Origin of the sequence: Angustibacter sp. McL0619 (genome assembly GCF_049994355.1) — a bacterium.
Taxonomy (GTDB): Bacteria; Actinomycetota; Actinomycetes; order Actinomycetales; family Angustibacteraceae; genus Angustibacter.
In genome coordinates this window covers 1,778,559-1,800,589 of the sequence record NZ_CP188257.1, presented here as the reverse complement: position 1 = coordinate 1,800,589, position 22,031 = coordinate 1,778,559, and the positions used below count along the sequence as shown (strand labels likewise).

The following is a 22,031-nucleotide window of genomic DNA, read 5'->3' as shown; positions in this document are numbered from 1 at the left end:
CGCGGGTTGTGCATCCGCTCCTGTCGGCGGGACCCCGCTCAGAAGAGCACGGTGGCGAATGTGCCGACTCGGGTGAAGCCGACCTTGCCGTACACGGCGAGCGCGCGTTCGTTGTAGTCGTTGACGTAGAGCGAGACGGTCGCGGCGTCCTCGCGCAGTGCGGCGAGCACCACCGCAGCCATCGCGGGGGCGGCGATCCCCTGTCCGCGCCAGCGCGGGTCCACCCAGACGCCGTGCACCTGCGCCACCGACGAGCTGACCGAGCCCAGGTCCGCCTTGAACATGACGCTGCCCTGGTCGTCGCGCCGGACGAACATCCGGTGCTGACGCAGCAGGTCCGCGACCCGGCGTCGGTAGGACAGCCCGCCATCGGCCGCCATCGGCGAGTAGCCCACCTCCTCGGTGAACATCGCCACCGAAGCGGGCAGCACGTTGACCAGATCGTCCGGCTCGGCCCGGTGCACGAGCGGGTCGGGCTCGACCTCGGGCACCCGGTCGGTGGCGAACAGCGGCTGGCACGCGCGCACGTCGCGCGCCCGCCACCCGGCGGCCTGCAGACGGGCCCAGAGCCCGAGCACCGGCTCCGCCTCGCCGAACATCGACGAGTACGGGACACCAGCGCGGCGGGCCCGGCTGGCGAACGCGTCCAGGGCGGCCTCGCTGCAGCGGCCGACCGGGATCAGGTTGGCCCCCGACCAGCACGCACAGGTCAGCTGACCCTGCTCGAACATCCCCCACAGCTCGCCGCCCAGCCGAACCGGCTCGGCGCCGACCAGCTCGACCCGCTCGGCGACCATCACGTTGACCACGGGGTCGCTCGCGCACAGGTCCAGGATCGCCTGGCGGTCCTGGCGCCCGAGCGTGCGCAGCGCGGTGGCAGTTCGAAGCACGCGCTCAGCGTGCCGTGCCCGGACCCGCGGTGTCGACCACCAGTCGGGTCACGAGACAGAAACGCTGGGCTCGCCCTCGGCGTCCATGGTCTCGGCGATGCGCATGGCCTCTTCGATCAGCGTCTCCACGATCTGCGCCTCGGGCACCGTCTTGATGACCTCGCCCCGCACGAAGATCTGGCCCTTGCCGTTTCCGGAGGCGACCCCGAGGTCGGCCTCGCGTGCCTCACCGGGACCGTTCACCACGCACCCCATCACGGCGACTCGCAGCGGCACCTGCATGCCCTCCAGCCCCGCGGTCACCGCGTCGGCGAGCTTGTAGACGTCCACCTGAGCCCGGCCACAGGACGGGCAGGACACGATCTCGAGCTTGCGCGGTCGAAGGTTCAGCGACTGCAGGATCTGGATACCGACCTTGACCTCCTCGACCGGCGGGGCCGACAGGGAGACCCGGATCGTGTCCCCGATCCCCTTCGAGAGCAGGGCGCCGAACGCGGTGGCCGACTTGATGGTGCCCTGGAAGGCCGGCCCGGCCTCGGTGACCCCGAGGTGCAGCGGCCAGTCGCCGCGTGCCGCGAGCAGTTCGTACGCACGGACCATGACGACGGGATCGTTGTGCTTCACCGAGATCTTGAAGTCGTGGAAGTCGTGCTCCTCGAACAGTGACGCCTCCCAGACCGCCGACTCGACCAGCGCCTCCGGCGTCGCCTTGCCGTACTTCTCCAGCAGGCGAGGGTCCAGCGAACCGGCGTTGACGCCGATCCGGATCGCCACCCCGGCGTCCTTGGCGGCCTGCGCGATGTCCTTGACCTGGTCGTCGAACTTGCGGATGTTGCCCGGATTCACCCGCACGGCGGCGCAGCCTGCCTCGATAGCGGCGAACACGTACTTCGGCTGGAAGTGGATGTCCGCGATCACCGGGATCTGCGACTTGCGGGCGATCGCGGGCAGCGCCTCGGCGTCGTCCTGGGTGGGGCAGGCGACGCGGACGATGTCGCAACCAGCCGCGGTGAGCTCCGCGATCTGCTGCAGGGTCGAGTTGACGTCGGTCGTCGGCGTCGTCGTCATCGACTGCACGCTGACCGGTGCGTCCCCGCCGACGAACACCGACCCGACCTGGATCTTGCGGGACGGACGGCGCGGCGCCAGAACGGGCGGGGGCGCTGCGGGCATGCCGAGGGAGACGCTCATGGTTCCAGTATCCCCCGCCGTCGAGCTCAGCCGCTCAGGTGGATCGGCTTGACCACGTCGGCGTAGATCAGCAGGACGGACATCACCACGAGCACGCTGCTGACCGCGTAGGCGATCGGCAGCAGCCGCGCGACGTCGGTCGGCCCGGGGTCGGGCCGGTTGCGGATGCGCGCGACGGTTCGACGAGCCCCCTCCCACATGGCACCGGCGACGTGCCCGCCGTCCAGCGGCAGCAGCGGGATCAGGTTGAACACGAAGAGCGCGAAGTTGACCGAGGCGACCAGGCCAAGGTCGAAGGCGAGGGCCGCGGCCCAGCCGCCGTCCCCGCGCGCCTCCTGGTTGGTGATCTCCCCCGCGATCCGGCCGACCCCCACGATGCTGATCGGGCCGTTGACGTCCCGCGCGCCCGAGCCGAAGGCGGCCTGCACCACACCGACCATCTTCTGCGGGATGCGCAGCACCACGCCGGCGGTCGAGGTCAGCGCCGTGCCGACCTGACCGGGAACTGCGCTGATCGGCTGGCGCTCGACGACGTACGGCGACTGGCTGGTGATACCCAGGAAGCCCGCCTGGACGGTCTCGGCCTTGCCGTCCGGGCCGATCACCGCATTGCCGTCGGCGTCCAGCTTGGCCACGGAGTTCTCGATCGGCGTCGCATAGAGGGTGAGCTGCTCGCCGGCCCGGTCGACCACGATCGCGGTGCTCTGCCCGACCCGCGGGCGGATCAGCTCGCCGACCTGCGCGGTGGACCGGATCGGCGTGCCCGCCACCGAGATGAGCTTGTCCCCGGGCTGCAGCCCGGCGGCGCTGGCCGGCGTCCTCGGGTCGCCGGCCGAGCACACCGTGTCAGCGGTCACCTGGTCGGCCTTGAGCACGCACTGGCTGACCGCGGCGACCTGGGCGCCCGGCTTGGCCACCGCGGCGCCGTAGAGGGTGAGCACCCCCGCGAGCAGCAGGACGCCGATGAGCAGGTTCATCGTGGGGCCGCCGAGCATCACGATGACCTTCTGCGTCACCGGGAGCTTGTAGAACACGCGGCTCTCGTCGCCGGGCTGGATCTCGTCCATGGACTGCTGGCGGGCCTGCTCCGCGAGCCCCGGACGCCGCCGGGACCGGGCCTGCACGGCCTGGTCGACCATCATCCCGACGCGGCCGGTGGACGTCGCCCGCAGCGCGTCGCTCTCGTCCTGGCCGGCCTTGGGCGGGAACATGCCGATCATCCGGATGTAGCCGCCGAGCGGGATCCACTTGACGCCGTACTCGGTCTCGCCATTGCGCCGCGACCACAGAGTCGGCCCGAAGCCGACCATGTACTGGGTGACCTTGACCCCGAACTTCTTGGCTGGCACGAGGTGGCCGATCTCGTGCAGCGCGATCGAGCCGGCGATGCCGACCGCGATCACCAGCACGCCCACGGCGTAGTAGAGGAAGGTCACCCTCCTAGGATCGCACGAGCCTGGGACCTGGCCCACATCTCGGCGTCCAGCACGTCCGACAGGGTGATCGCCCCGGAGGGCGCGGTGTGCTCCCGCACGACCCGGGCCACCGTGTCCACGATGTCGGTGAAGCGGATCCGAACCTCGTGGAAGGCGTCGACGCACTCCTCGTTGGCCGCGTTGTAGACCGCCGGGTACGTCGACCCGGCCGAGCCGACCTGGCGGGCCAGCGCCACGGCCGGGAACGCCTCGTCGTCCAGCGGCAGGAACTGCCAGGTGCTCGCCGTGGTCCAGTCGCAGCCTGGTGCCGCGTCCGGAACCCGGTCCGGCCAGCCCAGACCGAGCGCGATCGGCAGCCGCATGTCCGGGGGCGAGCACTGGGCGAGCGTCGAGCCGTCGGTGAACTCGACCATCGAGTGCACCATGGACTGCGGGTGCACCACGACGTCGATCCGCTCGAACGGCAGGTCGAACAGCAGGTGCGCCTCGATCACCTCCAGACCCTTGTTCACCAAGGTGGCGGAGTTCGTGGTGACCATCCGCCCCATGTCCCAGGTGGGGTGGGCGAGCGCCTCGGCCGGCGTGACGTCGTGCAGCTCCTCGCGCGAGCGGCCACGGAACGGGCCGCCGCTGGCGGTCAGCACCAGCCGAGCCACCTCCGACGGGTCCCCGCCGCGCAGGCACTGGGCGATCGCGGAGTGCTCGGAGTCGACCGGCACGATCTGGCCGGGCCGGGCGGCCGCCCTGACCAGCGGGCCACCGACGATCAGCGACTCCTTGTTGGCCAGCGCCAGGGTGCTCCCTGCCGTCAGCGCCGCCAGCGTCGGTCGCAGCCCGATGGAACCGGTCATCGCGTTCAGCACCACGTCGTCGCCCCGCGCGGCTACCTGCTCGACCCCGTCCGGCCCGACCAGCACCTCGGCGGTTGCGCCCGCTGCGGTCAGGGCCGCACGCAGCGGCTGCTCGGCCTGCGGGAGGGCGACGGCGACCTGCTCGACGCCCAGCCGCGCGGCCTGATCAGCCAGCACCGCCACGTTGGTACCGGCCGCGGCCAGCGCGGTCACCCTGAACCGATCCGGGTTGCGGAGCACGATGTCGACGGCCTGGACACCGACCGATCCCGTTGACCCGAGCAGTGCGATGCGACGACTCATGTCGTCAGGGTGTCACGCGGGCGTGGCCGAACCGGCACCAGTCGGAACGGAGTGCAGCTGGGGCGCGCCGCTCTGCGCGGTGCGGCTGGCGCGCAGCGCCTGACGGGACGCCGGACGCACCGGCTGCCGCGGCGGCTGGCTCTCCTCGCCCGGCGCGAGTTCGGCCAGTGCGCTGACCACGCCGGTCAACGTCTCGGGGCTGGGCTCGGACTCGGGCAGCCGGACCGGCTCCAGCATCGTGTCGCGACGCAGCCAGGCGGTCATCATCTCGCGGTCCATCGGACGGCCCAGGTGGTAGCCCTGGGCGGCGTCGCACTGCAGCTCGCGCAGCCGCTCGACCTGCTCGGCGCTTTCCACTCCCTCGGCGACGACCGACAGGCCCAGGTTGTGCGCCAGCTCGATGATCGAGCGGACCAGGACGTCGTCCCGGCTGACCGTGTTCATCGACTGCACGAAGCTGCGGTCGATCTTGAGCTCGTCCAGGTCGAGCCGCTGCAGGTACGCCAGCGAGGAGTACCCGGTGCCGAAGTCGTCGACGGCGATCCGGATGCCGGTGGTGCGCAGCTCCTGCAGCACCTGGGCCGCCCGACGCGGGTCGCCCATGATGCTGCCCTCGGTGACCTCGGCGGTGAGCTGGCCGGGCAGCACGTTGTGCCGGGCCAGCGCGGTGTGCATCCGTTCGGGCAGGCTCATGTCCGCGAGCTGGCGAGCCGAGAGGTTCACCGAGACCCGGGCGGCCAGGCCCATCGAGCCCCAGCAGGCCAGTGCGGCCAGCGACTCCTCGAGCACGATGTCGGTCACCTGGTCGATCAGTCCGGCATGCTCGGCCAGGGCGATGAACTCCTCGGGCGCAACGGATCCGCGCGTCGGGTGGTCCCAGCGGGCCAGGGCCTCGGCGCCGAAGATGCGACCACCGACCAGCGCGACCTGCGGCTGGAAGTGCACGGAGATCTGCCGCCGGTCGAGCGCGTCGCGCAGGTCCGCGAGCAGTCCCAGCCGCTCGGGCGTGGACGGCGTGACCGCCGGGTCGAACAGGCACCAGCGGGCGCGGTCGCGCTTGGCCTCGTACAGCGCGATGTCGGCGCGCTGCATGAGCATCGTGACGTCCAGGCCGGGCTCGGCCATGGCGATGCCGACGCTGGCCTGGGTCACCATGCGAGTGCCGCCGACCTGCAGCGGACGGACGATGTCGGCCAGCAGCCCCTCGGCCACCAGCCCGGCCTGCTCGGCGTCCAGGCTGGGCAGGGCGACCGCGAACTCGTCGCCACCCAGCCGCGCGACGCAGCCGGCGATCCCGCCGGCGTGCATGATCCGGCGTCCGACGGTCTGGATCACCCGGTCGCCGATCTGGTGCCCGAGCGTGTCGTTGATGTCCTTGAAGTGGTCCAGGTCGATCATCAGGACGGCGAACGACTGGTGGTTGCGCTGGCACAGCGCGAGAACCCGCTCGGCCCGGTTGAAGAAGTACTCGCGGTTGCCGAGCCCGGTCAGCGCGTCGCGCATGGCCTGGCTCTGCCGGGCGACGGCCAGCGCGGCGGAGCGCCGCACGGCGAGGACCGGAAGCGCCAGCAACGGCACCAGCCAGCCGCTGACCTCGGCGAGCACGGCGGCGACCGGCGCCAGCCCGAGCAGCACGCTGGAGGTCTCGAGCTTGAACGCCAGGTCGTCGCGCAGCATGCTCAGCACCGGCTGGCGGGTGGCCATGGCCACGACGATCGCGACCAGGCCGTTGTTGAGCATGATGAACGTGAAGCCGGCCACCAGGGCGGCCGGCAGGTCGTGCGCCTCGAAGTTGTTGTACGAGCCGAAGAAGTCGTGCCCGGTGATGGCGCAGTAGGCGATCCGGGCGGCCAGCAGCGAGATCGCGTACTGGCCGAAGTTGAAGGCCATCTTCACCGGGCTGCGCCGGGTGCGGACGTCGTCGGCGGCCACGGCCACCGAGTGCAGCAGGAGCAGCAACGCGAACGGCCCGGTCGCGACCAGGGCCAGGGCGAACGTGGTGGACATCGTCACGTCCGACGTCTCGTCGTCGCCACGGGCCACCGGGATGGGCGTGAGCTCGCCCAGCACCAACCCCACCGCAAGCAGCCACACCGGGGTCGGTGCAGTGCGCAGGACGTCGGCGAGGTCGACGCCGCGAAGCGTGATCAGCATGATCACGGCTCCGGTGGCGGCGACCGCGCCGACGTACAGCGCGAGCGGTGAAGGTCGCTTCATCGTCGTAGGGGCGGGGTACGCCCTACGCCCACTTGTAGCCGGGTGCGCGCTTGTCCTGGTCGGCAGAACTCTCCGACAGGACCTGGGACAGGGTGTCCACCGTGCTCACCACTTGGATCCGGCAAGCACCGCACCAACGGCGGTGACCAACGGCACTGCGGCAAGGCCCCAGCCGATGACGAGGCTGGTGATCGAGGGCTGTTCCATGTGCAACTCCTCTGACAGGGGCGGTGGCTGGCTGCCACCTCTATCGCTGTAAGCGATTGAAGTGGCACTCAGCGTCACAGCGCAGGAAGTTACCGAAAGTTGCTTCCAGTGAGTGAGACAGTCACCCGATCGGGCTAGTCGCGCCCAGTCACAACGCACTCGACCGGACTAGTCACAGCACGAGCCACACCCGTGCACAGGTGTTCCAGAACAGAGTGCAGCGACACACTGCTCCATTCGGGTGACCCGCCCCGCAGCTCTCGACGCAGAGATAGTGCAGCCAGTCTCAGGGCGCGATGCCGACGTACTTGGTCTCGAGGTACTCCTCGATCCCCTCGGCGCCACCCTCGCGGCCGAACCCGCTCGCCTTGACCCCACCGAACGGTGCCGCCGGGTTGGAGACCACCCCGGCGTTGATCCCGACCATGCCGGTCTCGAGGCCCTCGGCGACGGCGAGGGCCCGGGCGAGATCCCGGGTGAACGCGTACGCGATGAGCCCGTACTCGGTGTCGTTAGCCAGGGCGAGCGCCTGCTCGTCGGTCTCGAACGTGGTGATCGGTGCGACCGGACCGAAGATCTCCTCGTCGAACACCCGGGCCTCGGTCGGGACGTCGGTCAGCACCGTCGGTGAGAAGTAGAAGCCCTTGCCGTCCAGCGGTCCTCCGCCGGTGAGCACCTTGCCGCCATGGTCCACGGCGTCCTGGACCAGCTCGGCGACCTTGTCCCGCTGGATCCCGTCGATCAGCGGGCCGACGTCCACGCCGTCCTCGGTGCCACGGCCCACGGTCAGCGCCGCCATCCGCTCGGCCAGCCGCGCGGAGAACTCGCCGGCCACCGACTCGTGCACGATGAACCGGTTGGCCGCGGTGCACGCCTCGCCGATGTTGCGCATCTTGGCCAGCATCGCGCCGTCCACCGCACGGTCCAGGTCGGCGTCGTCGAACACCACGAACGGCGCGTTGCCGCCGAGCTCCATGGACACCCGGAGCAGACCCTCGGCCGACTGCTCGACCAGCCGACGCCCGACCGGCGTGGAGCCGGTGAAGGTGAGCTTGCGCAGCCGCGGGTCGCGGATCAGCGGCTCCATGACGTCGCCGGTGTGCGACGTGGTCACCACGTTGAGCACGCCGTCCGGCAGCCCACACTCGGTCAGGATCTGCGCGAGCGCATACATGGTGAGCGGGGTCTGCGACGCCGGCTTGACCACCATCGTGCAGCCGGCTGCGATCGCCGGACCGATCTTGCGGGTGCCCATGGCGAGCGGGAAGTTCCAGGGGGTGATCATCAGGCAGGGCCCGACCGGCTGCTTCATGGTGAGCAGCCGGGTGGCGCCGTTCGGTGCGGTCGACCACCGCCCGGAGATCCGCACGGCCTCCTCCGAGAACCAGCGGAAGAACTCGGCGCCGTAGGTGATCTCGCCGAGCGCCTCCTTCAGCGGCTTGCCCATCTCCAGCGTCATCAGCAGGGCGAGGTCCTCGGCCCGCTCGGTGACCTTCTCGAAGGCGGCGCGAAGGATCTCGCCACGGTCGCGCGGGGGCGTAGCCGCCCACGCGGCTTGCGCCTGCACGGCGGCGTCCAGCGCGGCGCGACCGTCCGCCACGCTCGCGTCGGCGACGGTGGTCAGCACCTCCTCCGTGGAGGGGTCCAGCACCTTCAGCTCGGCGCCGTCGGACGCCGGGCGCCACTGACCGCCGATGAACAGGCCCTGGGGTACGGCCTCGACGACACGTCGCTCGTCCTGCTGGGTCACCGGGTGCTCCTTCTGCTGGTCGTGAGGTCGCGGCTCGACGCTAGTGCAGGCCGTGCACGACCCGGGCAGCACACTGTCAGGCGTCGCCGCCGGTGGGCCGCAGTCTGGCGCTGCGCGCGAGCCTGCCCGCTGGCTAGTCTGCGAGCCATGACCGACCTGCGCGAGTCCAGCGTCCCCGCCGTCGTCGACGGACTGCCCCAGCGTCGCCGACTGGTGACCGAGATCCCGGGGCCGCGCTCTCGCGAGCTGCACGCCCGCAAGCTGGCCGCGGTGGCGGACGGGGTGGGGACCACACTTCCGGTGTACATCGAGCGGGCCGGCGGCGGCGTCCTGGTGGACGTCGACGGCAACTCGATGATCGACCTCGGCTCGGGCATCGCCGTGGTGAACGTCGGCAACGCGAACCCGCGGGTCGCGGCCCGGGTCAGCGAGCAGGTCCAGCGGTTCACCCACACGTGCTTCATGGTCACGCCGTACGCCGGCTACGTCGAGGTCTGCGAGGCACTGGCCCGGCTGACCCCCGGCGACCACGCGAAGAAGTCGGCGCTGTTCAACTCCGGCGCCGAGGCGGTGGAGAACGCGGTCAAGATCGCCCGCGTCGCGACCGGTCGGGACGCGGTCGTCGTGTTCGACCACGCGTACCACGGCCGAACCAACCTGACGATGGCGATGACCGCCAAGTCGATGCCCTACAAGCACGGCTTCGGCCCGTTCGCGGGTGAGGTCTACCGCGCGCCGATGAGCTACCCGTTCCGCGAGCCGGCCCCGGTCAGCGGGGTCGAGGCCGCGCGCCGGGCCATCTCGGTGATCGACAAGCAGGTCGGCGCCGACGAGGTCGCCTGCGTGGTGATCGAGCCGATCCAGGGCGAGGGCGGTTTCGTCGTCCCCGCCCCCGGCTTCCTGCCGACCATCGCACAGTGGTGTAGCGAGAACGGGATCGTCTTCGTCGCCGACGAGATTCAGACCGGCTTCGGTCGGACCGGCTCGGTCTTCGCGTGCGAGCACGAGGGTGTCGTCCCCGACCTGATCACCGTGGCCAAGGGCATCGCGGGCGGGCTGCCACTGGCCGCGGTAACCGGCCGCGCCGAGCTGATGGACGCGGTCCACGTCGGGGGGCTCGGCGGCACCTACGGAGGCAACCCGGTCGCCTGCGCGGCCGCGCTGGCCTCCATCGAGTCGCTCGAGCAGGACGGCCTGGCAGGGCGCGCGGCCGCCATCGGCGAGACCATGCTGGCTCGGCTGGCCGAGCTGGCCGCCAAGCACCCGAAGATCGGCGACGTGCGCGGCCGCGGCGCGATGGTGGCCATCGAGCTGGTGACGCCCGGGACGACGGACCCGGACCCGGCAGAGGCCGCCCGGATCAGCGCGGCCTGCCACCAGCAGGGTGTGCTGACGCTCACCTGCGGCACCTTCGGGAACGTGCTGCGCTTCCTGCCACCGCTGGTGATCGAGGACGCCCTGCTGGCCGAGGCGCTGGACGTCCTCGAGACCGCGGTGGCCGGCCAGTAGGTCAGCTGTCGACCGGCGTCGCGACCGCCACCTGGTTGTCCCGGTAGTGGCGCGACACCGGATCGAACGGTCCCGAGCAGGTGACCAGGACCAGCCGGCCGGGCACCCGCTGGTCGAACACGGTGGAGCCGCCCACCAGGGTGGTGGTCAGCTCCGCCTTCAGCAGGCGGCGCACGTCGGTGACCCGATAGGTCTGGCTCAGGCTCGAGCCGCTGACCCGCACCCGGTCACCGGGGCGGGCGGTCAGCAGTGCCGCCATCTCGCCGATCCCCTGCTGCGCGTCGTCGATGTGCCCGACCAGCACCATCGAGCCGAACGGGTCGCCGATCCTGGCTCCCGACGACCACCAGCCCGCCACATGCACGTCGTCCGGGACGGTCAGCCGACCGTCGGCATCCGTCCCCACCTCGGTGACCCGCATCCGGTGGTTGCCGGGCAGAACCAGCAGGCTCGGCGCCGCCGTGCGCAGCTGGCTGGGCGCCGGGACGCCCTGCCGGGCGGCGCCATCGCGTTGCGGCGCAACGGCTGTGGACCCGGACTGCGCAGCCTGGGCGGGTGCCGCGGCAGCCGGACCCGGCGCCGCGGCACAGCCGGACAGCGCCACCACGAGCCCGACGCACACCGCCGCGGCCGGCATGGTCGCGGCAGGCATCGGCAGCCGGGTCACTCCCGGCTGCGCGCTCGAGCGGGCAGCCGGATCCGTCGCCGAGCAAGCAGCAGCGCGACAGCGGCAAGGAACGCCGAGCCGGTCGCAGTCCACCAGACCTCGGGCCCGGGGCCGGACCGCTGGTCGAGCGAGCCGACCGGCCCTGTGGTGAGGCCGGCCGCGGCGGCCTGCCCACCGGTCCCCGACTCGACCATCTTGGGGTCGCTCGCCGGGGCCCCTAGCGCGACCACGTGCGCCATCGCATTCATCGAGTTGTCGCTGGTGTCTCCGATGGCGTACACCCGGGTCAGCGTCCCGGCCTTCACGGTCAGGGGCAGCGGGCCTAGGACTCCCGGCCCGCTCGTCCCGGTGGGGACGACGTCCACCTGATAGGTGCCGGACGGCACCTTGACGCTGCTGAACTCGCCGTTCGCGACGTTGGCGAAGATGACCTTGCCGTTCACCCGGATGTCGGCCGGTCCGATCGCGGCCACGTGCGCCACGGTGACCCGGCCCTGCCCGGAGGGCGCCTTCGTCACGTCGTCGGCGAACACCGTGACCTCCGGCGTGGTGGTGGCACCCACCTGGCGATGCACGACGACGTCGCTGGTGGCTCCGGCCTGCGCGTCCAAGGTGGCCCGCGCGAGCGTCGACCCGTTCGAGGACAGGAAGGTGATCGTGTGCTTGCCGGCGGTCACGCCCAGCGGCCCGACGACGTCCGTCGCATGCGCGGAGGAGTCGACCTTGTGGCCGTCCACGGCGATCGCAAGGTTTGTGCCGGGCAGCCCGTTCAGGACGTAGACCCGGGCCACCGTCGAGGCGGACGCCGGGCCGGCGCCAGCCAGCAGGATGGGGCACAGAACGGCCAACACCGTTGCGGCGCGGGCCGACCGGCGTCGACGCCGTCCTGACGTCCCGGCTCGATTGGTCAGGCTGTGTTCGATCATGTTCACACGCACCTCGCAGGCGCCGGCCCCGATGATCACGCTCCGTCGCGGATCCGATGTTTTGGAGGGTACCGTCCAGTTGCCGAGCGTGCGACAGTTGCCCAGAGTAAGGAGGGTGCGCATGTTTGGCTGGATCGACCGCGCGGCTGGTCACGTACCGCTGCCCCGTCGACTTGCCCGCAGGGACCCCCAGGACGTCCTTGTCGCCGCACCCGCGACGTACCCGAATCCTGAGCCTCGGCGCGCCCGGTTGCTCGTGGCTGGCGGGACCCTCGTGGTGCTGCTGCTCGTGCTCGCACCGCTGACCGCGCTGATGCTCAGAACCGGAACCGGCGACCAGCAGTCGGCGGGTACGGCGAACCGTGCCGGGCCGGCCGACGCGATCAACGTCCCGCCGCCGTTGCCGGAACGGCTCATGCCGCCGTTGAGCACCGGCGAGGACGAAGTCGTTGCGGCGGACGGGATCGAGCTGTCCGCGACGGTGCAGAGCGACGGCACGGCCGACGTCACCGAGACGGTCACGCTGTCACCACAGACGCGCAACCTCGTGCTCGCCGTCCCGTCCAACGCGACGCCGCCAGGCGCCAAGCCGTCCCAGCTCGACGGGCCGCAGGCGTTGAGCGTCAACGCGACCGCGAACGGGCAGGTAGTGGGGTCGCCGAACCGGGTCGGCGTCACCCCGGTCACGGTGGCGCTGCCCGCCGGCAGCAACCTCGTCGTCCTGCACTACCTGCTGGTCGGCAGCACGGTCCGGTCCACACCGTCCACGGCCGGGCGCGCGCTGACCGCGATCGCGCCGATCACCGCGCGCAGCCAGGCCGGCCTGGCCCTGACGATCCACCTGCGCGGCCACGACACCGACATCCGCAACCTGGTCTGCCCGGCCGCGGGCCCGAAGGCCGCGACCTGCGCCGTGCAGTCAGAGGGCAGGTGGCGCACCACGGCCGAGCTGGCCGCCGCGACCAGCTACGCGCTGGCCCAGGTGGACCTGCCGAGCTGAGCGTCCGCCCAGGGCTACCCCGGCACCTGCTCGCGCATCCCCCAGGGCGAGCCGTAACCGTCCCGCAGCAGCTCCAGGAACGGCACCGCGTCGAACGCCTCGGGCCCGAGCACGCCGGCGCCGGACCAGGTCCCGGCCGCCAGCAGCTCCAGGGCGACCACCGGGTTCACCGCGGTCTGCCACACCACGCACTGTGCGCCGTACTGCGCCATCGACCAGTCGTTGTCGACCACGTGGTACAGGTACACCTCGCGCGGGTTGCCGTCCTTGCCGGTGCCGGTGACCCACAGACCCGCGCACGTCTTGCCGTGCATCCGGTCGCCGAGCCCCGCCGGGTCCGGCAGGCAGGCGGCCACCACGTCGCGCGGGCTGACCTCGACGCCACCGGCGCGTACCGGAACGGTGGAGTCCAGACCGAGCTTGTGCAGCGTGCGCAGCACGTCGATGAACTCCGCGCCGAGGCCGTACTTGAAGGTGACCCGCTTCGCCTCGAGCCAGCGCGGCATCAGCAGCACCTCCTCGTGCTCCACGTTGACGCACTCGACCGGCCCGATGCCGTCCGGGAAGTCGAAGACCTCGGGTTCGCTGAACGGCGCCGTGGTGAACCAGCCCCGGCCCGCCTCCCAGATCACCGGCGGGTTCAGGCACTCCTCGATCGTCGTCCAGATCGAGAAGGAGGGCGCGAACTCGTACCCGTCCACGGTGAGGTTCGAGCCGTCCCGGGTGCCGAGCTCGTCGACCTGGGCGAACAGGTGGTCCTGCGCGTAGCGGGCGAACACGTCGGACAGTCCCGGCTCAACCCCGATACCCACCAACGCCAACCGACCGGCCGACTCCCACTGCCCGGCGACCGCGAACTGCTCGGCGCCGAGCATCACGCCGGTCTGGCTGTGCGGGTGCTCGGGGTGCGGGTGCGACAGGCTCATCGCCATGTCCAGGTAGTCGGCGCCGGCCGCGAACGCCCCCTCGAACACGGGCATCACGAACCGCGGGTCGACCGCATTCATCACGTGGGTGACGGCGTGGCCCCGAGCCAGCTCACTGACCGACGACGCGGACGACGCGTCGACGCGGGCAGCGACCACCCTCGGGTCGGCAACCGCCGCGACCGTGCGCTCGGCCCGGGCCAGGTCGTAGTCCGCGACCACGAGCAGCTCGAAGAACGTACGGCGGACGGCGATGCGGGCGAAGGCGTCCCCCACGCCGCCGGACCCGACCAGCAGGATGCGCATGATCGAACCGTAGCCCTGTCGCCGTACAGTCGGGGCGGGCCCAACAGCGGAGGTCGCCATGAGCGAGGCCACGATCAGCGTGAACAGCGCTGAGTCCGGCAACAAGGGGCTCAAGGGCGGCGCACTCGGCCTGGTCTCCAGCGTCGTGATCGGCATGTCCAGCACGGCACCGGCGTACAGCCTGGCGGCGAGCCTGGGCTTGGTCGTGGCGACCACTGCGGGCAGCGGCATCGTGGGGGTGAAGGCCCCCGCGATCATGCTGCTGGCGTTCGTCCCGATGTACTTCATCGCCGTCGCCTACGCCGAGCTCAACAAGGCCGAGCCGGACTGCGGGACCACCTTCACCTGGGCGGCCAGGGCCTTCGGCGCGCGCGTCGGGTGGGTGCTGCCGCTGCTCGGCGGGATCATGCTGCTCGGTGCCTTCATCATCGCCGCGAAGCTCTACTCGCAGAGCGACTACGGCGAGACGACGCTGTTCGGCATCGGCGGCGTCTTCCTGCTCGGCGTCGGCTCCCTGGTGCTAGGCGTCGTGCTGATGGAGATCTATGCCCGCATCCGCCCGGACTACTTCGCCGGGCGCACGCTGACCCGCGGCCAGGCCGAGCTGGTGCTCGCGCCCGGCGCCGGCGTGGTCCCGCACGTCGGCCTGCCGGACTCGGGGAAGATGCCGACCGTGATCTCGCCGGACCTGTCCAACCTCCCGCCCGGCGAACGAGCCGTGGACGCCCGCGAGATCGTCGGGCTGCCCGTCCGCGAGGAGGACGACCGCGACGACCCCACGCCGTCGTGACGGCCATCGGGCCCACCGACTCGCTGGTCGACGTCCCCGGGGTGCGGGTCGGGCACTGCACGCATCACGGCGAGGGGTGGCTGACCGGCTCGACGGTCGTGCTGACCGACCCGGACGGCGCCGTCGGCGGGGTCGACGTCCGCGGTGGCGGCCCCGGCACGCGAGAGACCGACCTGCTCAACCCGTTGCACGGCAACGAGCGCGTGCACGCCGTGCTGCTGACCGGCGGCAGCGCCTACGGCCTGAGCGCGGCGGACGGCGTGATGTCCGCCCTGGAGGACGCCGGGATCGGCTACCCGGTCGGGCCGGCCGGTGTCGTGCCGATCGTTCCGGCGGCGGTGATCTTCGACCTGGGGCGCGGTGGCGACGTCCGCGCCCGGCCCGGCCCCGAGTCGGGTCGCCTGGCCTGTACGGATGCCTGGACGGCGGCGGGTGAAACCGCTGTGCGGCAGGGAAATCTGGGCGCCGGGACCGGCGCCCTCGCGGGCGGGCTGAAGGGCGGGGTCGGGTCGGCCAGCCAGCTGCTGGACGACGGGACGACGGTCGCTGCCCTGGTGGTCGTCAACGCGGTCGGGTCGGTGCTGGACCCGAGAACGGGCGAGCTGTGGGGGGCGCGGCACCTGCTGGTGGAGCCGCCGGCCCGACCTGAACCTGCTGCGCTGCAACGGCACCTGGAGCGGGTGGAGGCGTTGCGTCGGGCGATGATGCCGCCCGAGCCGCTGGCCACCACGCTGGTCGTGATCGCCACCGACGCCACCTTGCCCAAGTCCCGATGCGCGAAGGTTGCCGGCATCGCGCACGACGGGCTGGCGCGCGCGATCTCGCCGGTGCACACGATGTTCGACGGCGACACCGCGTTCGCGTTGTCGACGGCTCGGCGGCCCGAACCGTCGAGGTTCGGGTTGCACGACCTGCTCACGGCAGCTGCGGATTGCACCACCCGGGCCGTCGTACACGCCGTGCTCGCGGCGGAGTCCGTCGAGACCGCTGCCGGACGCTGGCCGTCGTACCGCGAGGAGCTGCTCGGCGGGTGAACGGGCAGCGGCCGGTTCAGCCCATCGACTTCTGCCCGTCGATGGTCTCGCGCAGGATGTCGGCGTGGCCGGCGTGCTGGGCTGTCTCGGCCACCACGTGGGTGAACACGCGGCGCGCGCTCCAGGTCGCGCCGGGCTCGAACCACGGAGCTTGCGGGAGCGGCTGGCGGGCGTCCAGGTCGACAGTCCCGACCAGCTCGTCGGTGGCGCGGGCGACCTCGTCGTAGGCGGCGAGCAGCCCGGCGAGGGTCTCGCCTTCGAGCATGCGGAAGCCGTCGGCGTACGCCTGCACCTCCGGCGGCGGGTTCGACCAGTCCACGTTCGCCCAGTCCACGTGCGCCGGGGCCGGGCCATCGACCACGAAGCTGGCCCACTGGCCCTCGACCGCCGTCACGTGCTTGACCAGGCCACCGAGGCTGAGGCTGCTGACCGTCGGGGTGAGCCGGGCCTGCTCGTCGGTGAGGCCCTGCACAGTGAACCGGAACAGGTCGCGGTGCTTGCGCAGCGCCTCGACGAGCTCGGCCCGCTGCGCGGTGTCGACGGCGGAGTTCTGGGAGGGTGCGGTGTTCTGCGTCATGCCTCCACGCTAGAGCCAATTGCGGTCAGTTCTTGACCGCAGCGGTGACGATGCTTGCGGCACCACCGCCGTCCTCGGTCAGCGCTCGCCGGGCAACGGACGGTTCGCCAGCAACGGCTGCGAGGGATCCCAGCTCGTGCCGTCGCGGGCGTCCTGCCTGCGTCGGGCGATCGCGCTCAGCGACTCCAGGACGACCCGGTTGGCCAGCGCCGCGGTGATATCCGCGTGGTCGTACGGCGGGCTGACCTCGACGACATCGACGCCGACCACGGGCAGCTCGAGGCAAATGCGGCGCACAGCGTCCAACAGTTGTCGGGCGCTGAGTCCGCCTGGCTCGGGAGTACCGGTGCCGGGCGCGTGGCCGGGGTCGCAGACGTCGATGTCGACCGACAGGAAAACCCCGTCGCAGTCGTCCATAGCGGTCTCGAACGCCTCGCTCAGGCAGACGTCCAGGCCGCGGTGGCCGATCTCGGTCATCTCGTAGGAACGCATGGACTGCGCGGCCATCCAGTCCAGCGTCGCCGGCGGCGGCCAGTAGCCGCGCAGCCCGATCTGCAGGAACCGGTCGCCGCGCAGCGCTCCGGACTCGATCAGCCGGCGCATCGGCTGACCGTGCCCCCACAGCGAGCCGAACTCGATGTCGCCGGTGTCGGCGTGCGCGTCGAAGTGGAGCATCGAGATGCGGCCGTGCCCGAGCACGTTGGCCACACCCTTGGCGTCCGGGAAGGCGATCGAGTGGTCGCCGCCGAGGACCACCGGGATCGCTCCGGCGCGGGTGACCCGCTCGACCGCGGCCTCCAGTGCGGGCAGCGCGACCTCGATGTCACCGGAGTACATCTCCACGTCGCCCGCGTCGACCACCTTGAGGTCGACCAGACCGTCCGTGCGCAGCGCCAGGCTGGGGCGCGAACCATCGTGCGCGAGGTAGTCGGTCATCCGGATCGCCTGCGGCCCGAACCGGGTGCCGGGCCGGTGCGAGGTGCCACCGTCGAACGGCGCTCCGAGGATCACGACGTCCGCGTCGGCGTAGCTGGCCGGGTCGTCGAGGTCGCAGCGATCGACCCCGAGGAAGGTGAAGTCCGGTCCATACTGCTGGCCGTAGCGCGTCATGCGACTCAGCCTAGGTGTCTGAACGGCGACGAGATCCGACCGGGTCCCGTGTCGTCGGCGCACCTGCCGTCACATTCGTCACACCCGCGAAGGGACCTGGTCGAATCAGGTCGGCGGCCTAGGCTCGGGACATGGTGATGTTCAACAGCGTGGCGCCGATCCTGCCGGTCCGTGACCTGTCTGGCGCCCTGGACCGCTACTCCCGCATGGGATTTCGCACCTCGCCGTACGAGGGCCCGGACGAGTACGGGTTCGCCGATCGGGACGACGTGTCGTTCCACCTCGCGCAGTCGACGTTCCACGACCCGAAGACCTCGTCCGTGATGGTCTACCTCTACGTCTCGGACGCGGACGCACTGCATCAGGAGTGGACGACGGCGGGCATCGCGGGTCGCCACCACGCGCCGTCCGACACGCCGTACGGGCTGCGCGAGGGCGCCTACGTCGACCCTGACGGCAACCTGCTGCGCTACGGCTCCTGGCTGCCCGGCCACCACCCGTCGACCCAGACCGCCGACTCGTGACGGGTTGTGGGGGTCTCAGGTGCGGCTGAGACCCCGACAACTCATCACAAGTGCGGGGGAAGGGTCAGGTGTTCTGCGGGAAGCCCAGGTTGAGGCCGCCGTGGCTCGGGTCTAGCCAGCGCGAGGTGACGACCTTGCCGCGGGTGAAGAAGTGCACGCCGTCCTCGCCGTACGCGTGCGAGTCGCCGAACAGCGAGTGCTTCCACCCGCCGAACGAGTACTGGGCCACCGGCACCGGGATCGGCACGTTGACCCCGATCATGCCGACCTGCACCTCGTTCTGGAACCGGCGGGCCGCTCCCCCGTCGTTGGTGAAGATCGCCGTGCCGTTGCCGTACGGGTTGTCGTTGATCAGCGCCAGACCCTCGTCGTACGACTCGACCCGGACGACGGACAGCACCGGCCCGAAGATCTCGTCGGTGTACACCGACATCTGGGGCGTCACGTGGTCCAGCAGGGTCGGGCCGAGCCAGAAGCCCTCTGCCGCACCGTCGAACTCGCCCTCGCGGCCGTCGACCACGACGGTGGCGCCGGCCTCGGCGCCCGCCGCCACGTAGGAGGCGACCTTGTCCCGGTGCTGGCCGGTGACCAGCGGCCCCATGTCGCAGCCGCGACGTCCGTCACCGGTGCGCAGCATCGCGACCCGGTCACGGATCCGAGCCACCAGGTCGTCCGCCACGGAGTCCACGACGACCAGCGCGGAGATGGCCATGCAGCGCTCCCCGGCCGAGCCGAAGCCCGCGTTGACCGCGGCGTCCGCGGCCAGGTCGAGGTCGGCGTCCGGCAGCACCAGCATGTGGTTCTTCGCCCCGCCGAGGGCCTGCACCCGCTTGCCGGCCTGGGTGCCCTTCTCGTAGACGTAGCGTGCGATCGGCGTCGACCCCACGAACGAGACGGCCGCGACGTCGGGATGGTCGAGCAGCCGGTCGACCGCGACCTTGTCCCCGTGCAGCACGGTGAAGACACCGGCAGGCAAGCCTGCCTCGGCCAGCAGCTCGGCCAGCAGCACGGACGCCGAGGGGTCCTTCTCGCTCGGCTTGAGCACCACCGCGTTGCCGGCCGCGATCGCGATCGGCACGAACCACAGCGGCACCATCGCCGGGAAGTTGAACGGCGAGATGACCGCGACAACCCCGAGCGACTGGCGGATCGAGTAGACGTCCACCTTGGTCGACACGTTCTCGCTGAAGCCGCCCTTGAGCAGGTGCGGTATGCCGCAGGCGAACTCGACGACCTCGAGCCCACGCTGCACCTCGCCGGCCGCGTCGGAGAGCACCTTGCCGTGCTCGGCAGTGATCAGTGCTGCGACGTCGTCCTTGCGCTCGTCCAGCAGCGTGCGGAACCGGAAGAGCACCTTGCTGCGGGCCGCCAGGGACGACTGGCCCCAGGCCTCGGCGGCCACGCTGGCGCAGGCGACGGCGAGGTCGACGGTGGCATCGTCGGCGAGGTCCACGGCACCGGTGACCTGACCCGTCGCGGGGTCGTAGACCTCCCCGCTGCGCTCGGTGGTGCCGCCGAAGGGCTTGCCGTCGATCCAGTGCGTGATGCGGTTCGTCATGCGTCCCAGTCTGGGCGGCGAGCTCGCGCCGCGGGACTGACACCCTGTCGCGGGCTGGCCGCCTGAGCCGCCCAACCTGTCAGGAGTCGAAGCCCAGGCCGAGCCTGTCCAGGGTGCGCAGCCACGGACCGCGCCGCCCGTCCGCCGCGTCGGCCCGCGCGATCGCCCGCCGGGTCAGCTGGATGCCGGTCCAGCGGAACGGCTCGGGCGGGAACGGCAGCGGCTTGCGGCGCACCATCTCCAGCGACGTCCGCTCGTTCTGCCGGCCGGCCAGCAGGTCGAGGCAGACCTGCGCACCGAAGCGGCTCGCGCCGACGCCGAGGCCGGTGTACCCCTGAACGGCCGCGACCCGGCCGCCGTGGGTCAGCCCCCAGAACGCGCAGAATCTCGTGCAGGTGTCGATCGCGCCGCCCCAGGTGTGAGTGACGCGCACGCCGTCCAGCGACGGAAAGGTGGTCAACAGGTGCTCGGCCAGCACCTGCTCGGTCTGCTCGTTGCGGGCTCGCCGACCGGTCAGGTCGTTGCCGAAGTAGTACAGGGCGTCATACCCGCCGAACAGCAGGCGGTCGTCGTCGGTGAGCCGGTAGTAGTGGAACTGGTTGCCGCTGTCCCCGACCCCCATCCGCTGGTCCCAGCGCAGGCCGGCGACGACGTCGGGCGGCAACGGCTCGGTGACCAGGACGTGGTCCCAGACCGGGACCAGGTACGGGCGGTACCGGCGCACCGGCGAGGGGAAGACGTTGGTGCCTAGAACCACCTGGCGGGCACGGACGCTGCCCGCCGGGGTCCGGACGAGGATCCCCTCGGGGCCGAGGTCGTGGACGTCGAGCACCCGGGTCGACTCGTGGATCCGTCCGCCCAGGCCCTCCACCGCGTCCGCCAGCCCCCAGACCAGCCGGGCCGGGTCGACCATCGCGACGCTGTCGCGCTCAAGCCGCGCGCCGAGGTACGTGGGCGAGTCGACCAGCGCCCGGGTCTGGGCGGCGTCCAGCAGCTCGGACGACAGCCCCAGCCGACCGGCGGCCTCGTGCTCCTCGGCCAGCCCCTCGAGCTGCCAGGGCTCGACGGCCACGTCCAGCTCGCCGCTGCGCCGGAACCCGCAGTCGATGCCGTACTGCGCGATGGCGCGCTCGATGCCGTCCAGGTTCTCCAGCCCGAGCCGGGTCAGTAGAGCCATCTCGTCCGGCCACCGCTCGAGGCCGTTGGAGATCCCGTGGGTGATCGACGCCGAGCAGAACCCGCCGTTGCGCCCGGACGCGGCCCAGGCCAGCCGGTGGCCGTCCAGCACGAGGACGTCGCGACCGGGCTGTTCCTGCAGCGCCAGCAAGGCGGCCCACAGGCCGGTCAGCCCACCGCCGACCACCACGAGGTCGGCGCGCAGGTCACCGCCCTGTGCAGGGCGGCCCGGCGGCCGCTGCGGCTGGTCCAGCCAGAACGGCGTGGACGACGCACCGGCCAGCCGCAACCCGCTCATACCCGCTTGCGGCGCCCGCTCACCAGCTGCGCACCACCCACGGCGGCGAGCGCCAGCACGAACATCAGGGTGCCGATCACGTTGATCTGCACTGGCGTCCCGCGGCTGGCCGCACCCCAGATGAACATCGGGAAGGTGACCGACGACGAGCTCGCGTTGAAGTTCGTGATGATGTAGTCGTCGAACGAGAGCGAGAACGACAGCAGCGCCGCGGCCGCGATTCCCGGTGCCACCAGGGGCAGCGTGACCCGCATGAAGGTCTGCCGCTCGTTGGCGTACAGGTCCATCGCGGCCTGCTCCAGCCGCGCGTCCAGCCCGGAGATGCGGGCCTTGACGGTGACCACGACGAACGACATGCAGAACATGATGTGCGCGATCAGGATCGTCGTCGAACCCAGCGGGATGCCGATCCCGACGAACAGGGTCAGCAGGCTGGAGCCCATGACGACCTCGGGCGTGGCCATCGGCAGGAAGATCAGCAGGTTCGTGCCGGCCCGGCCGCGGAAGCGGTGGCGGGCCAGGGCGAACGCCACCAGCGTGCCCAGCACGGTCGCGATGATGGTGGCCAGCAGGCCGATCCGCAGGCTGAGCGTCAGGGACTGGCACATGCCTGGCGCCGCGCAGGGGTGCAGCCACGCGTCGAGGGAGAACTTGGTCCACTCGTAGTTGAAGCGCCCGTTGGGCTTGTTGAACGAGAACAGGATCACGACGACGTTCGGCAGCAGCATGTACTGGAACACGAGCGCGGCGATCAGCACGATCACGTGCTCCCGGAGCCACGACAC

General features: G+C 71.3%; 18 protein-coding genes and 1 pseudogene. 5 read left to right on the top strand and 14 right to left on the bottom strand.

The genetic code is table 11. From position 1 onward, the window contains the following. Nucleotides 1–38 precede the first annotated feature (38 nt). From ACPPVT_RS08325 to ACPPVT_RS08300, 6 genes are all read right to left on the bottom strand, one after another. Complete coding sequence (locus ACPPVT_RS08325) at nucleotides 39–890, bottom strand: GNAT family N-acetyltransferase (protein WP_426566535.1); 852 nt, start codon at nucleotides 888–890, stop codon at nucleotides 39–41. 48 nt (nucleotides 891–938) lie between these two features. Further along, entirely contained in the window at nucleotides 939–2,081 is a 1,143-nt protein-coding gene (gene ispG, locus ACPPVT_RS08320; protein ID WP_426566534.1) for a flavodoxin-dependent (E)-4-hydroxy-3-methylbut-2-enyl-diphosphate synthase, read from the bottom strand. 26 nt (nucleotides 2,082–2,107) lie between these two features. Beyond that, nucleotides 2,108–3,517, bottom strand: coding sequence for a M50 family metallopeptidase (locus tag ACPPVT_RS08315; RefSeq protein WP_426566533.1), 1,410 nt, complete (start codon nucleotides 3,515–3,517; stop codon nucleotides 2,108–2,110). Then, entirely contained in the window at nucleotides 3,514–4,671 is a 1,158-nt protein-coding gene (gene dxr / locus ACPPVT_RS08310; RefSeq protein ID WP_426566532.1) for a 1-deoxy-D-xylulose-5-phosphate reductoisomerase, read from the bottom strand. The genes ACPPVT_RS08315 and dxr overlap by 4 nt, the downstream gene beginning before the upstream one ends. Nucleotides 4,672–4,683: 12 nt before the next feature. Next, complete coding sequence (locus ACPPVT_RS08305) at nucleotides 4,684–6,888, bottom strand: putative bifunctional diguanylate cyclase/phosphodiesterase (RefSeq protein ID WP_426566531.1); 2,205 nt, start codon at nucleotides 6,886–6,888, stop codon at nucleotides 4,684–4,686. 493 nt (nucleotides 6,889–7,381) lie between these two features. Further along, nucleotides 7,382–8,845 (bottom strand): NAD-dependent succinate-semialdehyde dehydrogenase, encoded by a 1,464-nt coding sequence (locus ACPPVT_RS08300; RefSeq protein ID WP_426566530.1) that lies wholly within the window; start codon nucleotides 8,843–8,845, stop codon nucleotides 7,382–7,384. A gap of 147 nt (nucleotides 8,846–8,992) precedes the next feature. On the opposite strand from ACPPVT_RS08300, the gene gabT reads away from it, so the two are divergent. Further along, complete coding sequence (gabT, locus tag ACPPVT_RS08295; protein WP_426566529.1) at nucleotides 8,993–10,354, top strand: 4-aminobutyrate--2-oxoglutarate transaminase; 1,362 nt, start codon at nucleotides 8,993–8,995, stop codon at nucleotides 10,352–10,354. A gap of 1 nt (nucleotide 10,355) precedes the next feature. Here gabT and ACPPVT_RS08290 read toward each other — a convergent pair whose 3' ends face one another. Together ACPPVT_RS08290 and ACPPVT_RS08285 are read right to left on the bottom strand one after the other, a co-directional pair. Further along, nucleotides 10,356–11,006 (bottom strand): class F sortase, encoded by a 651-nt coding sequence (locus ACPPVT_RS08290; RefSeq protein WP_426566528.1) that lies wholly within the window; start codon nucleotides 11,004–11,006, stop codon nucleotides 10,356–10,358. An 11-nt stretch (nucleotides 11,007–11,017) separates the two neighbouring features. Next, nucleotides 11,018–11,947: a DUF4397 domain-containing protein gene (locus ACPPVT_RS08285; protein WP_426566527.1), complete on the bottom strand. Its 930-nt coding sequence runs from the start codon at nucleotides 11,945–11,947 to the stop codon at nucleotides 11,018–11,020. 121 nt (nucleotides 11,948–12,068) lie between these two features. Here ACPPVT_RS08285 and ACPPVT_RS08280 point away from each other — a divergent pair, with 121 nt between their 5' ends. Next, the gene (locus ACPPVT_RS08280) at nucleotides 12,069–12,947 is read left to right on the top strand and encodes a hypothetical protein (protein ID WP_426566526.1); all 879 of its coding nucleotides are present in this window, start codon (nucleotides 12,069–12,071) and stop codon (nucleotides 12,945–12,947) included. A 14-nt stretch (nucleotides 12,948–12,961) separates the two neighbouring features. On the opposite strand, the gene ACPPVT_RS08275 is transcribed toward ACPPVT_RS08280, so the two are convergent. Further along, a complete protein-coding gene (locus tag ACPPVT_RS08275; RefSeq protein WP_426566525.1) occupies nucleotides 12,962–14,179 on the bottom strand; it encodes a saccharopine dehydrogenase family protein in 1,218 nt (405 codons plus the stop codon). A gap of 58 nt (nucleotides 14,180–14,237) precedes the next feature. Between ACPPVT_RS08275 and ACPPVT_RS08270 the strand changes: the two are divergent. Both ACPPVT_RS08270 and ACPPVT_RS08265 read left to right on the top strand, forming a co-directional pair. Further along, nucleotides 14,238–14,609 (top strand): annotated as a pseudogene (locus ACPPVT_RS08270) (hypothetical protein); the annotation flags it as partial. Nucleotides 14,610–14,965: 356 nt separating this feature from the next. Further along, nucleotides 14,966–16,003 (top strand): P1 family peptidase, encoded by a 1,038-nt coding sequence (locus tag ACPPVT_RS08265; RefSeq protein WP_426566524.1) that lies wholly within the window; start codon nucleotides 14,966–14,968, stop codon nucleotides 16,001–16,003. 16 nt (nucleotides 16,004–16,019) lie between these two features. Here the strand turns inward: ACPPVT_RS08265 and ACPPVT_RS08260 are convergent, their stop codons facing one another. Both ACPPVT_RS08260 and speB read right to left on the bottom strand, forming a co-directional pair. Continuing rightward, complete coding sequence (locus ACPPVT_RS08260) at nucleotides 16,020–16,580, bottom strand: DinB family protein (protein WP_426566523.1); 561 nt, start codon at nucleotides 16,578–16,580, stop codon at nucleotides 16,020–16,022. A gap of 78 nt (nucleotides 16,581–16,658) precedes the next feature. Further along, entirely contained in the window at nucleotides 16,659–17,690 is a 1,032-nt protein-coding gene (gene speB / locus ACPPVT_RS08255) for an agmatinase (RefSeq protein ID WP_426566522.1), read from the bottom strand. A gap of 134 nt (nucleotides 17,691–17,824) precedes the next feature. Here speB and ACPPVT_RS08250 point away from each other — a divergent pair, with 134 nt between their 5' ends. Next, the gene (locus ACPPVT_RS08250; protein ID WP_426567094.1) at nucleotides 17,825–18,214 is read left to right on the top strand and encodes a bleomycin resistance protein; all 390 of its coding nucleotides are present in this window, start codon (nucleotides 17,825–17,827) and stop codon (nucleotides 18,212–18,214) included. Nucleotides 18,215–18,278: 64 nt separating this feature from the next. Here ACPPVT_RS08250 and ACPPVT_RS08245 read toward each other — a convergent pair whose 3' ends face one another. The 3 genes from ACPPVT_RS08245 to ACPPVT_RS08235 all read right to left on the bottom strand — a co-directional run bounded on the left by ACPPVT_RS08245 (nucleotide 18,279) and on the right by ACPPVT_RS08235 (nucleotide 21,974). Beyond that, nucleotides 18,279–19,772 (bottom strand): CoA-acylating methylmalonate-semialdehyde dehydrogenase, encoded by a 1,494-nt coding sequence (locus ACPPVT_RS08245; protein WP_426566521.1) that lies wholly within the window; start codon nucleotides 19,770–19,772, stop codon nucleotides 18,279–18,281. 79 nt (nucleotides 19,773–19,851) lie between these two features. Beyond that, nucleotides 19,852–21,246, bottom strand: coding sequence for an NAD(P)/FAD-dependent oxidoreductase (locus tag ACPPVT_RS08240; protein ID WP_426566520.1), 1,395 nt, complete (start codon nucleotides 21,244–21,246; stop codon nucleotides 19,852–19,854). Continuing rightward, nucleotides 21,243–21,974 carry an ABC transporter permease gene (locus ACPPVT_RS08235; RefSeq protein ID WP_426567093.1) on the bottom strand — a complete coding sequence of 244 codons (732 nt, stop codon included), beginning with the start codon at nucleotides 21,972–21,974 and terminating at the stop codon, nucleotides 21,243–21,245. Before ACPPVT_RS08235 ends, ACPPVT_RS08240 begins: the two co-directional genes overlap by 4 nt. Nucleotides 21,975–22,031 lie beyond the last annotated feature (57 nt).

Coding starts and splice junctions, on each gene's coding strand:
- ispG (WP_426566534.1), bottom strand. CDS start 2,081: ATGAGCGTCTCCCTCGGCATGCCCGCAGCGCCCCCGCCCGTTCTGGCG.
- dxr (WP_426566532.1), bottom strand. CDS start 4,671: ATGAGTCGTCGCATCGCACTGCTCGGGTCAACGGGATCGGTCGGTGTC.
- ACPPVT_RS08305 (WP_426566531.1), bottom strand. CDS start 6,888: ATGAAGCGACCTTCACCGCTCGCGCTGTACGTCGGCGCGGTCGCCGCC.
- gabT (WP_426566529.1), top strand. CDS start 8,993: ATGACCGACCTGCGCGAGTCCAGCGTCCCCGCCGTCGTCGACGGACTG.
- ACPPVT_RS08290 (WP_426566528.1), bottom strand. CDS start 11,006: ATGCCTGCCGCGACCATGCCGGCCGCGGCGGTGTGCGTCGGGCTCGTG.
- ACPPVT_RS08285 (WP_426566527.1), bottom strand. CDS start 11,947: ATGATCGAACACAGCCTGACCAATCGAGCCGGGACGTCAGGACGGCGT.
- ACPPVT_RS08280 (WP_426566526.1), top strand. CDS start 12,069: ATGTTTGGCTGGATCGACCGCGCGGCTGGTCACGTACCGCTGCCCCGT.
- ACPPVT_RS08275 (WP_426566525.1), bottom strand. CDS start 14,179: ATGCGCATCCTGCTGGTCGGGTCCGGCGGCGTGGGGGACGCCTTCGCC.
- ACPPVT_RS08260 (WP_426566523.1), bottom strand. CDS start 16,580: ATGACGCAGAACACCGCACCCTCCCAGAACTCCGCCGTCGACACCGCG.
- speB (WP_426566522.1), bottom strand. CDS start 17,690: ATGACGCGCTACGGCCAGCAGTATGGACCGGACTTCACCTTCCTCGGG.
- ACPPVT_RS08245 (WP_426566521.1), bottom strand. CDS start 19,772: ATGACGAACCGCATCACGCACTGGATCGACGGCAAGCCCTTCGGCGGC.
- ACPPVT_RS08240 (WP_426566520.1), bottom strand. CDS start 21,246: ATGAGCGGGTTGCGGCTGGCCGGTGCGTCGTCCACGCCGTTCTGGCTG.
- ACPPVT_RS08235 (WP_426567093.1), bottom strand. CDS start 21,974: ATGCTGCTGCCGAACGTCGTCGTGATCCTGTTCTCGTTCAACAAGCCC.